Here is a 12,534-nt window from a genome sequence, read left to right as displayed (position 1 = left end):
AACAAGAACAAAAATTGGCATTGTTCTTGTTAATGCTGCGCGGGTATGACTTTGGCATGATAAATCGGTTATACCTGCTTTTGAATTAAGCCACTATGAATTGGAGGATGCAGTGCGACGTTTAAGTGCTTTCGTTGCTTTTCTCACGGTGATAACAGTCACTTTTGCAAAAAGCCAGGTTTCATTTCAACATTTAGATAGTGAGCATAATCACTCTATTTCGTATTTGGAAGCGCAGCAGCTTGATGGTCTAGCGCCTGTCTTTTCTGATCTCGACCGTAATCGAGATAACACACTCAGTGCCGATGAATTTGCTCGGTTCAGGCAACAACAATTAACACCCAGTTAGGACTTAATCGCACTAATCGAGCCATTAATCTTATTCTGGTTGGCGTGTGAAAATCGATTCGTTAGGCTAACAATATAAGTGCGTAGTCGCGCGCAAGGAACTCATATGAAAGTAATAGTCACTGTATTTATCTCATTAATTGCTCTAAGTTCTCTGAGCACTGCCCACGCTGGGAGTGTGGAGTCGCGCTTTAAAGAACTCGATCGCAACCGCGATGGTGCCATTAGTAAATCAGAAGCCGCTCAAGAACCCGCGTTATGGTCACGCTTTAGCAGCTATGATCAGGACAAAGATGGCAAGCTGTCACTACGTGAATTTAGTAATTACGCCCGCCAGTAACGACCCCTCTTTTTAAAAGTTCATTATACAGTTATGACTTTTGACACATGCGTGTCATTCCTTGATGGATAGACTTGGGCATACACCCATTGCCATTAAGGATAAAACGATGAAGTCACACTGGTTATTGTTAACGACCGCCGCACTGTTTCTGAGCGCCTGCTCGTCGGATGATTTAGAGGAAGAGCTGGAAACCATTAATTTTGGCAGTGATTATTATAAAAATGATTACTACCTGCTTAACGCCACTGACTACGAGCTGGATTACCACATCGCCAACACCCAACTTAACGGTGATGAACGCGACGTGGCAGATGATGATTATTACCTCACTACCCTAGCAAAAGATGCACAGCAATACGCCATTACTCACGAGAGTAATGCCAACAGAAAGCTCTCCCTTTATGTTGCAGCGCGAAACGTATTTGGGCCAGTAGCGCAAAAGAAAGTGGAAGTGGAATATGATCACGCATACCACGTTGTCGCCTGGCAAAACGCTGCTCAGATAAACATAAGCCTTATAGAGCAGCAACAAGATAACCAAGACAACGCCTATGCGCTACGTATCTTTGCTGCCGAGCCAATTCAGGTTAGCATTAAGGGACACGCTTTTAGCCTAGATGCAGGTGAGCTAAGTGCTTTTGTGCATGGCAGTGATTGCGATTCCGACATAAAAATAGCGCAAAAAAATGTCGACCTATGTACCATATCGTTCAATCGCTCATACTTACTTGTGGCTAACCAACAAGGCTTAGCAGCTTTATATACCGAGCAGTAAACGCATGGACGCAACAACATGAAGGCATGGCAAAGTAACCACTTTATAGCGAATTGGACTGGCTCTGTTCTCGTGCTATTCACCTGCGCCATCGTCGCTGGTTTTGTATTTTACTCGCTGCATCATCATCAGGATGTACTGCGCTTTAACTTGCCTTACCCAGATGTGTTCGTCGCTGCTGTGTTTACTGGTTTTGTCATGCTGCACTTGTTGCGTACTACCGGCCCACAGAGAACTATTCGATACCAGAAAATATTGGCCACAGCACAATTTAGCCTGTTGCTGATGCTACTGCTTTGGATAAAAAGCGGTCTCATTTTAATCCTCTCTGTGGTGTATGTAGCAAGCCTTGTCTATCTGGCGCCGCTAATAGTGTGCTTAGCTTTGGCACTGGTTATGCCTTTAGCCTACTTTGCCACCACACCCACCTCCTACGACCTCGTGAATAGCCTCTTATTCATCGCTTATCACTTGTTTGCTCTGCGCTTATCCTACGCCTTACTTGATGAGCGCCGAGCCAACGAGCGCAATAAGGCCCTACTCCAAGAACTCAGTGCCACCCAGGTTTTACTGCAAGATACCGCCAAGCGCGATGAACGCCTGCGCATCGCTAGAGACATCCACGACTCGTTAGGACATGGCCTAACGGCGTTAAATTTACAACTGGAACTGGCCCAGCAACTCAGTCACTCAGCGCAGCCCCCTTTGGCGCAGTGCAAACATATAATCACTGATTTACTGGCGCATACGCGCGATACGGTGAGTACTCTCAGGGCGTTCGATAATATTGATCTCAAGCAGGCGCTAACAACACTGATTGCAGATACTGTTCACCCTGTTACCCAGCTGTATTACAGTGAGCGTGTCAAAGTACGTGATGCGCGAATCGCCGAGTTGCTGTTTCGTGCCACCCAAGAAGCGCTTACTAACGTGCGCAAACATGCGTACGCTACGCGCTGTGATATTTCCTTGTGGCGTCAGCAACAGTGGTTACTTTGGCGCGTTGAGGACGACGGTATGGGTATTAACCACCATCAATGGGGGAATGGGCTCAAGGGGATGCAAGAGCGTGTGATGCAACTTGACGGCGAGCTGACTGTGACTTCGCTAGCGACAGGCACTCGCCTAGATATCGCGCTTCCGTTAGGTGCGGAGGCTGATAGTGATTAAAGTGGCAGTGGTAGATGATCAAAATTTGGTGCTCGAGGGATTATGTAGCTTATTGGCACTGCATCCTGATTTGCAGGTAAGCGCACAACGCAACCACGCAGAGCATATAGTTACTTGGCTCACGGCCAACCCGGTCGATGTCTTGGTGTTAGATGTGCGTATGCCAACAGTCAGTGGTATTGACGCATTGCGTGAGATCCGCAATGCCAAGCTCCCTGTTGCAGTCCTGCTACTTTCGACCTTTGACGAGCATGATTTAGTACTCAAAAGCATTCGCCTTGGTGCTGATGGCTATCTACGAAAAGATATTTCCTTTGCGGTACTCACCGATGCCATCATCGCGCTCAGCCAAGGACAACGCTGGTTACAACCGGCGGTAACACAAACTATCGCCTGCCACGCCTCACGCCCGAATAATCCCCCGCTGTATGAATTTACCCAATACGAAACACTCAGTCTCAGTGAGCTGGAAATCCTCCGCTTGGTGGCTGCTGGATTCTCTAACGCTGAAATTGCCGAGGCGCTGCATAAATCCGCAGGCACAGTGCGCAATCAGGTCTCTGCTATTTTAGCCAAGCTGATGGTGCGCGATCGTACCCGCGCTGTATTGCGAGGCATCGAGCTGGGTCTGATTTAAACGATGGCACCAGAGCGTGGGCTAATCAACTTGCGCTCCCTAATTACTGCGAATAATCAGAAGAAGCGGGAAAATTTTATAACCCGCTTGCAGCTTTTACCGAGTCAGCAGCCGCGCATACTTGCCGCTATTCACCTTCCTCACCCGGTTTTTCATCCTGGCCTTGTTGCTTTTGCGCCCCCTGTTCTGATGACTGTGACGGCAACATCTGCACCAGCTTTTCACCACCTTTGATACCAAAATCCAAGGTGCGAATAGGAAATGGAATAGTCACATCCACACTGTCGAGCGCTTTTTTAACGGTAATGTAGGCTTGATTGCGGATTTCCATGTAACCTGGATCATCATTTGGGTAGGCTATCCAAAACCAAACCAGCAGATTGATAGCGCTATCACCAAAGCCATCGGCGTAAACGGCGGTATCCTCTTTACGAATAACAAAGTCGAGGTTATTGATGTGCTCGACAATGGCTTTTTCTGCTGCTTCGATATCATCGCCATAAGAAATACCGACCGGCACTTCGATACGGCGGGTACCAAGATAGTTGTAGTTAGTGAGAATATTGCGAAACAGAATCTTGTTGGGAATGATGATCAACTGACCGTAAAAGTTCTCTACTAACGTATTGCGTAGATTAATTGATTTTACGGTGCCAAACACATCGCCACTTTCGATTACATCGCCGGGTCTAAAGGGTTTACGAATGCCCATGGCGACACCGGCAATCAAGTTCTCGGTCATATCTTGAAAGGCAAAACCGATAGCCAAACCGACAATCCCCGCACCCGCGAGCAATGAGGTGACAGTGCCTTTTAACCCTAAGAAATCTAGGGCGATAAACACCCCGAGAGTGAGAATTAAAATCTTCACGATAGAGGTCATTAAACCTGCAATCTGCTCGGAGTCCAAAGAGCGTTTTAATACTTTGCTAATGATTGAGCCTAGCACCCGCGCCAACAGCGCAAAGACGATAGTAATGACAATCGCCACCACTAAGTTAGGAATATGACTGATTGCGGTCTCTAACCAACCACCGAGTTTTTCTTCAATGAGTTTTTGTGCTTTTTCGACATTGAAATTAGCAAACATGCAATGCTCCATTCATGCGCATAAGTAGATAAAGCGTAAATGATGCAAGATAGCTGCCATATTAGTGGTGAAGGTGGTAGAGGAAGGGTTTGCGGGCTCTCATCCTCACCTTCAAAGAGAACAGCAGAGCCCTTTGTGGAATTAACTTTGCTCGTCGCGCAAAAACACCGGTTCGTTGTCTTTTTTCGTCGCTTCAGCGCTGAAATAGTACCCCGCGCTATCGAAACCTTGTAAAGCCGATAACGAGTCCACTTGGTTTTCGATAATATAACGCGCCATCATCCCCCTTGCTTTTTTAGCATAAAAACTGATGACCTTATATTGGCCGTTTTTACAGTCTTTAAATACAGGCGTAACAATCGTCCCGTCGAGCGCTTTTTTGTCCACTGCTTTGAAATATTCATTTGAAGCCAAGTTAACCAGCGTGGATGTGCCCGCCTGCGCCATGGCTTCATTTAATTTTTTGGCGATAACCTCTGCCCAAAATTGATATAAATTTGTGCCTCGGGGATTATTTAACTTGGTGCCCATTTCTAAGCGGTATGCCTGCATCAGATCCAGTGGTTTTAACACCCCGTAAAGGCCGGAGAGAATGCGTAAGTGCTGCTGCGCATAGGCTAAAGCCTTGCCCTCTAAGCTTGATGCATCAAGGCCTGTGTATACATCGCCATTAAATGCAAACACCGCTTGTTTAGCATTCTCAGGGGTAAATGGCTGCGACCACTCACTAAAGCGTGCGGCATTGAGCCCCGCTAGCTTATCGCTAATCTTCATAAGGCTGCCAAGCTGCTGCGGCGAAAGCTCGCGACACACCTCGATCAGCTCTTCACTGTGGCTCAGCAGCTCTGGCTGCGTGTAGTCCTGCGTTGGCGCAGGCGTATCGTAATCAAGATTCTTTGCTGGAGATATAACAGTAATCATAATTGCAGTTGACTTGCCTAGTAATTAGTGTCAATTTCAACATTAAATAAAGCAAAAATCACGCTTTATTCAAAAATCGACCTTTCTACCTGCAAGTTCACTTGTACGGTGCGCGTCGGTTCCATGCGCGCTAGCCAATAGCGACATCAATGCACGGACAATTGACCTCCCTTTGGTTGTCACTTAGGTGCAACATAAACGAAATAACCTATGTATGTTTGTCTGGCGTTTTCAAGCAACAGGCAAGCTCAGCAGATTTTATGCTTGGAATGAGGAAAGCACATGACTACAGCACTGCAACAGTTGAAAGCACATTCAACCATTGTAGCCGACACCGGTGATATTGAAGCGATTCGTAAACATCAACCTCAAGATGCAACGACTAACCCCTCTTTGCTGCTTAAAGCGAGTGAGATAGACGCATACAAGCCCTATCTGGATAAAGCATGGCAGTACGCCAAAGAGCAAAGCACTGATGCGCAGCAGCAACTCGAATTAGCCTGTGACTATTTTGCCGTATTAATCGGTAAAGAAATCGCTGATATTGTGCCTGGTTACATCTCCACCGAAGTGGACGCGCGTTTATCATTTGACACCCAAGCAACCATCGCCAAAGCCAAACAGTTACTCGCGCTGTATGATTTAGAAGGCGTGAGCCGTGACAAGATTTTAATTAAAATTGCATCGACATGGGAAGGGATCAAAGCTGCCGAGCAGCTCGAGAAAGAAGGCATTCGCTGCAACCTTACGCTGTTATTCAGTGACGCCCAAGCCCGTGCATGCGCTGATGCCAATGTTTACCTTATATCACCTTTTGTGGGCCGTATTCTCGATTGGCATGTTGCTAACGGGATGGAGAAGCCTAGCGATCCATTGCAAGACCCAGGCGTGCAATCGGTGCGTAGTATTTATGACTTTTACAAAAGCCACGGCTACGACACCATCGTCATGGGTGCCAGCTTCCGTAACACCGGTGAAATTCTTGCCTTAACAGGCTGTGATCGCCTCACCATAAGCCCTGCATTGCTCGAGGAATTAGCCGAGTTGCCGGCTAATACAGATTACTTGTTAAGCGGTGCAAACGATGTACAGCCTAAGCCTGAAGCACTCACAGAGAGTGAATTCCGCTGGTTGCATAACGAAGACGCGATGGCGACTGAAAAGCTCGCCGAGGGAATTCGTGCTTTTGCTAAAGCTCAGCAAGATTTAGAGGCTCGCTTTAAACAACTCTAACACCATTCGGCGGCCCACAAGGCCGCCATTTCTCTGCCCTTTCCGCTCGTAATAGAATCATCACTTTTCTGTAACCTTGGTTAAACATTTTCGTTTTATTTTTATACCAACTGTGGTATAGATTGATTGCGTTAGTTATACAGGAGAGTGTCATGGATAGTCTGAATGAACTAATAAAAATAATAGAAGGTCCAGAGACCAAAAAGACATCCGGTCGAAATAAAAAACGTAAATGGCGCGAAATCGAAGCACTAAAAGATAAGCAACGTCTGCGCAAAGAACTGCAAGAACTAGACTTGTTCAGCGATGACATTGGTTTAGAAGAATTAGATTTTTGATACCAACATAAAAAAGAGGGCCTATATGCCCTCTTTTTTATTGCGTTATATTTGCTCGGCTAGAGTCCAATCAATGGCAGCTTGACCTTGGTTGGTAAGGATTTCATTGGCTTTGGAAAAGTGACCACAGCCAAAAAAACCGCGATGTGCTGACAGCGGCGACGGATGAGGTGCCTTTAGCACATGGTGCTTTTGCGTGTCGATGTGCTTGCCCTTTTTCTGAGCGTGTGCGCCCCAAAGCAAAAACACAATTCCCTTGCCATGTTGGTTAAGCTGTTCGATGACCACGTCAGTAAAACGCTCCCAGCCGAGGTGCTTATGCGAGTGTGCTTGCCCTTGTTCAACGGTCAATACCGTATTGAGTAGCAACACCCCTTGGTGTGCCCAAGACTGTAAATATCCATGTTGAGGGATGCTGAATCCAGCGATATCTTGCGCCAATTCCTTATACATATTCGCCAATGACGGCGGCGTTTTTACCTCAGGTAACACCGAAAAGCATAAGCCATGCGCTTGATTTGGACCATGGTATGGGTCTTGACCCAGTATCACCACTTTCACATCTTCAAACGCGGTGGCGCGAAATGCCTCAAATACCTGTTCTTGAGGCGGATACACAGCTACGCCCTGCTCTCGGCGTTGGTGCACATAATCCAAGGTTTGTTGAAAGTAAGGCTGCTGTTTCTGCTCTGCTAATAAATCAGACCAAGATGTCATACTGCTCGGTTCCATTAAAAAAACGGCCCTAAAGGCCGTTTGTTATCAATATTGCTAGCTTACCAAATTAACCTAATTTCGCCAGCAGCGCTTGCCGTAATTGTTGATAATCTGCACTCATCGGCTCAGCAAGACAAGGTTTAGCCAAGGCATCGCTAAGCGCCTTTGGCATCGCTAATTCAACATTTAAAATCTTCTCCACGCTGGCTTGAAACTTAGCCGGGTGGGCCGTAGCTAGGAAAATCCCCTGATGCTCAGGTGCTAAATCCGCTTTTAACCCTTCATAAGCAATCGCGGTGTGTGGCTCAGCTTGATAGCCCATGCTCTGTAATTCACGCATCGCCACAGCGGTTTGCTCCTCATCCACAGCATGAGAAAAGAAATCGTCATAGCTGAAACGACCACTGTCTAACATCGTTTGTACGCGAGGCCAGTTATTGGGTCGACTAACATCCATAGCATTAGACAGAGATTCTTGAGTCTCATGCGGCTGCCATTGTTTGGAAGCGATAAAGCGCGGCACCGTGTCATTTTGATTTGTTGTTGCCGAGAGTTTTTGAATGGGTAAGCCAATCAACGCCGCTATCATCGCTGCGCACACATTACCAAAGTTACCGCTCGGCACCGAGATGTGCGCTTTGTCTCGCTGCGCTTTGGGCAACTGCGCCACCGCCTCAAAGTAATAACATACCTGCGCGAGTAAGCGACTTATATTAATAGAATTGGCAGAATTAAGGCGTAAACGTGTTTTGAGCTCGTCATCTAAAAACCCTTGCTTAACCATGGCCTGACAATCGTCGAACGAGCCCTTAACACTGTAACAGTGAATATTATTACCTAAGGTTGTAAACAGCTTTTTCTGCGCCTCTGATATCTTGCCTTCAGGGTACAGGATCACCACATCGATGTTCTCTTTGCCATAAAAAGCATGAGCTACTGCAGCGCCAGTGTCACCACTGGTGGCTGTGAGAATCGTGACCTTTTCTGAGTTACTGAACTGGGCAAGGCACTGCGCCATAAAGCGCCCACCAAAATCTTTAAATGCCAAGGTAGGGCCATGAAAAAGCTCTAAACAATGGAGGTTGTCGGCAACGTGAACCAAAGGTGCTGGAAAAGTAAACGCTCCCTGCACCATTTCAGCGACCACATTAGGACTCAATTCATCGCCAATCAAGTGCGTCAGTACTTGTGTGCTGCGCGAGACAAAATCCATTTCCAATAAGGCATCCATATTATCCAGTGGCGTTAGCTGTTGCGGAAAAAACACCCCTTGGTTGCGCCCTAACCCTGTTTTTACCGCCTCAACAAAAGACACCACTTGGCTATCATCTTTTAAATTATACAACCGCATTATTCTTTTCCCTCATTCAAAACCCGCGTACCTGCCGTATCTATCTGACAAATATGACTAAAGCCTTGTTCATTTACATAGTTCTGCTGTAACCACTGCTGGCAGTTTTTAGCATCATTGATATTGTCACATAGTGCAAAAAGCGTCGGCCCAGCACCAGAAATACTCACCGCCTTCGCGCCTAACTCTAGCACCGCCTTTTTAGCGGCACTGAAACCGCTGATCAATTCACTGCGATAGGGCTCAGCAACCGTATCAATCATCAGCTCCATCGCTAACTCATGCTGTTGCTGATGCATTAGCGTGCAAAATGCACTGAGACGCTGAGCAAACTCAATACCATGGTGTAAGCTCATTTGCTGCGGCAGCACTGCTCGAGCCTGAGCGGTATTAAGGGTGAAACCGGGAAACGCGACCACTGGATACCAGTTACTGGGAGTGGGGATCGTCAGTGAACGACCGGGTATCAGCGCCCCTGTGAGCTGCAAACCACCAAGCAAACACGGCGTGATATTGTCATAATGACGAGCACCGCTGACCTTAGCTTCAAAATCAGCCATTAGCTCAATGAGCGCATCCTCACTGAGCTCAGTGCCGGCAAATTTATTCAGCGCTGCAAGTGCCGCAACCACTGAGCAGGCGCTGGACCCCAGACCTGAACCAATGGGCAGATTCTTAACTAACTCCATGCGCGCTGTCGGCATATCTGGTGCGACCGTGGCACGAAAGTGCGCCATGCACATAAAGGCTAAATTTTGCTCTGCCTGTTGTGGCAATTTATGGGCGTAAGGCCCTGAGCACACAAATTCTGTCTCAGCGCTGGCGCTAATTCGCACCACATCGCCCAACAAAGTGCCATCAATGGGTGCAATAGCCGCTCCCAACGCATCAAATCCAACCGCAAAATTACCAATCGAGGCCGGCGCATAAACTTCAATCATGGCCCTCTCCTAACGTGGTAAGGTTTTCAAAATATCAGCGAAAACTCCCGCTGCGGTCACTTCGGCTCCTGCGCCATAACCGCGAATGACGTAAGGCTTGGGCTGATAATACTGACTCAAAATAGCTAAGGCATTTTCGCCGTCACGAATGTCATACAACGCATGTCGACTATCAACGGCTTCAATACCAACACGACAATGACCATCTTCAATTGCGCCAACATAACGCAAGACCTTTCCTTCGGCTTGGGCGCTGGCAACCTTATCGGCGAAGTCTGAATCAAGTTGTGGTAATTTAGCCATAAACTCATCAACGCTTAGTCCCTCGGCAAAGCCCGGCGGCAATACCGACTCCACTTCAATATCATCCAGCTCAAGTGCCAAACCAGACTCCCTAGCGATAATAAGTAGTTTACGGGCGACATCAGTCCCTGAAAGGTCATCACGAGGGTCCGGCTCAGTAAAGCCATTTTCTTTAGCTTTGATGGTTGCTTGTGACAGGCTTAAGCCATCACCGATAACACCGAACATATAAGATAACGACCCCGATAAAATGCCGCTAAAATGCAGAAGCTCATCACCGGCACCGAATAACAACTGCAGGTTATCGAGCACGGGTAAGCCGGCGCCAACATTGGTTTCATACAAAAAGCGGCGATTGTTGCGCTGCGCAGCGAGTTTGAGCTGCTGATAGTAAGCCTGCGAGCTTGTATTGGCCTTTTTATTAGCCGCTACCACATGAAAACCAGCATTAAGGAAATCGGCATACTGAGCAGCGAGCGCACCAGAGGAACTGCAATCCACTAACACCGGGTTAATCAGATGGTTTTGCTTAACGAACTGTTCCAGCAAGGTTAGATCAAATTGCTGTGAGGTCTGCGCCAATGGCTGCTGCCAATTTTCTAGATCAATCCCGTCACTGTTTAACAGCATCTGTCGAGAGTTGGCCACGCCTCGGACTTTGAGTTTGATATTACGTTGTTGCAACCATTGTTGTTGCCTACGCACTTGGCTTAGCAGCTCGCTGCCAACAAGCCCGCAGCCGAGCAGGAAAACATCAATAGAAGGCACATGGGTAAAGAAGTTTTCATGACAAACCTTCACTGCATCATTACATAACTCACCATCAACAACCGCAGAAATTGAACTCTCTGTTGAATCCTGGGCTATGGCAACGATATTCACTTGAGCTTGCGCCAGCGAGGCAAAGAACTTCGCTGCTAAGCCTTTGTGTGCTCGCATGTTATCGCCAACTAACGTAACAATCGCCAAATTCCGCTGCACTTGTACAGGCTCAATAAGCCCCGCTTTTGACTCAAGTTCAAAAGCTTGTTCGAGAGCATGCAACGCCAAGGCTAAATCTGGCTGATGCACGCAAAAGCTAATGCTGAATTCACAGCTGGACTGGGTGATGAGAACAATAGAGACATTATCGGCTGCTAGCGCAGTAAACACTTTGGCCGCCATGCCGACTTTGCCTTTCATGCCCGGCCCTGACACCGTGAGCATAGCCAAATCTTGTAAACTTGAGATCGCTTTTACCGGCTCACTTTCAGTGACTTCATCACTGATCAATGAGCCGGGCTCTTTACTGTTGTGGGTATTTTTTATCTCACATGGCACGCCCGCTTTTGCGCATGGCACAATGGTTTTGGGATGCAAGACTTTAGCGCCAAAGTAAGAGAGTTCCATCGCTTCTTTGTAAGACAGAAAATCGACCTTAGTGGCCCCTTTGATATAGCGAGGGTCAGCGCTGTACACACCGTCAACATCGGTCCAGATTTGACAGATATCGGCCTCTAAACAAGCGGCTGCAACAGCAGCAGAATAGTCGGAGCCATTACGCCCTAGCGTGGTCAATTGGGCATTGTCATTGGCCCCGGTGAAGCCTGGCATAATATAGATTTTTGCGGGGTTAGCGTGCAAATATTCACGAAACTGTAGTTTTGATACATCTAGATCAACTTCAGCGTTTAAGTAGCCACCGCTGGAGCGGATAACTTGTTCCCCACTCATATAATGAGGGCAAAAATCATCGAGTAGCACCTGCATCAAGGCCACACTAATGCGCTCACCAAAGCTAATGACATAAGCGAACACCGAATCCGGGCACTGTCCTAATAAAGCCACGCCTTCTAGCTTTTGTTTTAACTGCGTAAAGTCAGGCCAATTTTCAGGCTGCTGATTTTGCTCACACACTTCGTCTTTCAAGGTATGTGCACGCTCATAAAACAGTTGCCACTGTGACTGGATATCTACACCTGTCGCCGCACTCTCAGCTAATCCCACCAATGTATCCGTCATACCGCCGGGGGCTGACAATACCAGCAGCATTTGCTCTTTGAGCTCCTGGCGGACAATCTCACTCACTCGCTTTAAACAACTGGCATCGGCCAGTGACGAGCCTCCAAACTTTAGTACTTGCATGTTTTCCTCATTCCCAATAACACCTTTTTACCAGGTCGTGACGATAGGCCAAAAAAAAGGCCTATGCTCAGTGAGCATAGGCCTTTTTTCTCTGCGCACCGACCCATGCCACTATCCGCTAAGGATGGTGGTGGTAATAATGGTGGTCAGTGTTGCGTAATTTGTGTTCATGGTTCTAGACTGCACGAAAATGACTATTTCTGTCAACAGCTAAAGAAAAGAAAAAATATGCTTTTTAGATAT

13 protein-coding genes are annotated in these 12,534 nt (G+C 47.3%); 7 read left to right on the top strand and 6 right to left on the bottom strand.

Annotated elements, in window-relative coordinates:
• Window positions 1–112 precede the first annotated feature (112 nt).
• The 5 genes from EXT46_RS01080 (at window position 113) to EXT46_RS01060 (ending at window position 3,273) form a co-directional block, all read left to right on the top strand.
• Window positions 113–349, top strand: a complete 237-nt coding sequence (locus EXT46_RS01080; protein ID WP_130144677.1) for an EF-hand domain-containing protein — start codon at window positions 113–115, stop codon at window positions 347–349.
• Between the two features lie 105 nt (window positions 350–454).
• Window positions 455–688 carry an EF-hand domain-containing protein gene (locus tag EXT46_RS01075; protein ID WP_022943440.1) on the top strand — a complete coding sequence of 78 codons (234 nt, stop codon included), beginning with the start codon at window positions 455–457 and terminating at the stop codon, window positions 686–688.
• A gap of 109 nt (window positions 689–797) precedes the next feature.
• Entirely contained in the window at window positions 798–1,466 is a 669-nt protein-coding gene (locus EXT46_RS01070; protein ID WP_130144675.1) for a hypothetical protein, read from the top strand.
• Window positions 1,467–1,484: 18 nt separating this feature from the next.
• Window positions 1,485–2,636 (top strand): sensor histidine kinase, encoded by a 1,152-nt coding sequence (locus EXT46_RS01065; protein ID WP_130144673.1) that lies wholly within the window; start codon window positions 1,485–1,487, stop codon window positions 2,634–2,636.
• A complete protein-coding gene (locus EXT46_RS01060; protein ID WP_165381034.1) occupies window positions 2,629–3,273 on the top strand; it encodes a response regulator transcription factor in 645 nt (214 codons plus the stop codon). The genes EXT46_RS01065 and EXT46_RS01060 overlap by 8 nt, the downstream gene beginning before the upstream one ends.
• 127 nt (window positions 3,274–3,400) lie before the next feature.
• Here EXT46_RS01060 and EXT46_RS01055 read toward each other — a convergent pair whose 3' ends face one another.
• The gene (locus EXT46_RS01055) at window positions 3,401–4,363 is read right to left on the bottom strand and encodes a mechanosensitive ion channel (protein ID WP_130144669.1); all 963 of its coding nucleotides are present in this window, start codon (window positions 4,361–4,363) and stop codon (window positions 3,401–3,403) included.
• 141 nt (window positions 4,364–4,504) lie between these two features.
• Window positions 4,505–5,284 (bottom strand): peroxide stress protein YaaA, encoded by a 780-nt coding sequence (yaaA, locus tag EXT46_RS01050; protein ID WP_130144667.1) that lies wholly within the window; start codon window positions 5,282–5,284, stop codon window positions 4,505–4,507.
• Between the two features lie 282 nt (window positions 5,285–5,566).
• On the opposite strand from yaaA, the gene tal reads away from it, so the two are divergent.
• A complete protein-coding gene (gene tal, locus EXT46_RS01045; protein ID WP_130144665.1) occupies window positions 5,567–6,517 on the top strand; it encodes a transaldolase in 951 nt (316 codons plus the stop codon).
• A gap of 152 nt (window positions 6,518–6,669) precedes the next feature.
• On the top strand, window positions 6,670–6,855 hold the full coding sequence (locus EXT46_RS01040; RefSeq protein WP_022943433.1) for a DUF3545 family protein: 186 nt from the start codon (window positions 6,670–6,672) through the stop codon (window positions 6,853–6,855).
• Window positions 6,856–6,900: 45 nt separating this feature from the next.
• On the opposite strand, the gene ung is transcribed toward EXT46_RS01040, so the two are convergent.
• The 4 genes from ung to thrA all read right to left on the bottom strand — a co-directional run bounded on the left by ung (window position 6,901) and on the right by thrA (window position 12,291).
• Window positions 6,901–7,572: a uracil-DNA glycosylase gene (ung, locus tag EXT46_RS01035; protein WP_130144663.1), complete on the bottom strand. Its 672-nt coding sequence runs from the start codon at window positions 7,570–7,572 to the stop codon at window positions 6,901–6,903.
• A 67-nt stretch (window positions 7,573–7,639) separates the two neighbouring features.
• Window positions 7,640–8,923: a threonine synthase gene (gene thrC, locus EXT46_RS01030; protein WP_130144661.1), complete on the bottom strand. Its 1,284-nt coding sequence runs from the start codon at window positions 8,921–8,923 to the stop codon at window positions 7,640–7,642.
• Window positions 8,923–9,864, bottom strand: a complete 942-nt coding sequence (thrB, locus tag EXT46_RS01025; RefSeq protein WP_130144659.1) for a homoserine kinase — start codon at window positions 9,862–9,864, stop codon at window positions 8,923–8,925. Before thrB ends, thrC begins: the two co-directional genes overlap by 1 nt.
• A 9-nt stretch (window positions 9,865–9,873) precedes the next feature.
• Entirely contained in the window at window positions 9,874–12,291 is a 2,418-nt protein-coding gene (gene thrA, locus EXT46_RS01020; RefSeq protein WP_130144657.1) for a bifunctional aspartate kinase/homoserine dehydrogenase I, read from the bottom strand.
• Window positions 12,292–12,534: the final 243 nt, after the last annotated feature.

Origin of the sequence: Pseudoalteromonas sp. CO325X, assembly GCF_004208955.1 — a bacterium.
Lineage (GTDB): Bacteria > Pseudomonadota > Gammaproteobacteria > Enterobacterales > Alteromonadaceae > Pseudoalteromonas > Pseudoalteromonas ruthenica.
The sequence above is the reverse complement of the archived record's forward strand: the minus strand, read 5'-3'. Positions and strand labels throughout refer to the sequence as shown.

Excerpts from the sequence above, each read along its gene's own strand:
- tal (WP_130144665.1), top strand. The coding sequence starts at position 5,567 with ATGACTACAGCACTGCAACAGTTGAAAGCACATTCAACCATTGTAGCC.
- EXT46_RS01075 (WP_022943440.1), top strand. The coding sequence starts at position 455 with ATGAAAGTAATAGTCACTGTATTTATCTCATTAATTGCTCTAAGTTCT.
- thrC (WP_130144661.1), bottom strand. The coding sequence starts at position 8,923 with ATGCGGTTGTATAATTTAAAAGATGATAGCCAAGTGGTGTCTTTTGTT.
- EXT46_RS01070 (WP_130144675.1), top strand. The coding sequence starts at position 798 with ATGAAGTCACACTGGTTATTGTTAACGACCGCCGCACTGTTTCTGAGC.
- EXT46_RS01055 (WP_130144669.1), bottom strand. The coding sequence starts at position 4,363 with ATGTTTGCTAATTTCAATGTCGAAAAAGCACAAAAACTCATTGAAGAA.
- ung (WP_130144663.1), bottom strand. The coding sequence starts at position 7,572 with ATGACATCTTGGTCTGATTTATTAGCAGAGCAGAAACAGCAGCCTTAC.
- thrB (WP_130144659.1), bottom strand. The coding sequence starts at position 9,864 with ATGATTGAAGTTTATGCGCCGGCCTCGATTGGTAATTTTGCGGTTGGA.
- thrA (WP_130144657.1), bottom strand. The coding sequence starts at position 12,291 with ATGCAAGTACTAAAGTTTGGAGGCTCGTCACTGGCCGATGCCAGTTGT.
- EXT46_RS01065 (WP_130144673.1), top strand. The coding sequence starts at position 1,485 with ATGAAGGCATGGCAAAGTAACCACTTTATAGCGAATTGGACTGGCTCT.
- EXT46_RS01040 (WP_022943433.1), top strand. The coding sequence starts at position 6,670 with ATGGATAGTCTGAATGAACTAATAAAAATAATAGAAGGTCCAGAGACC.
- yaaA (WP_130144667.1), bottom strand. The coding sequence starts at position 5,284 with ATGATTACTGTTATATCTCCAGCAAAGAATCTTGATTACGATACGCCT.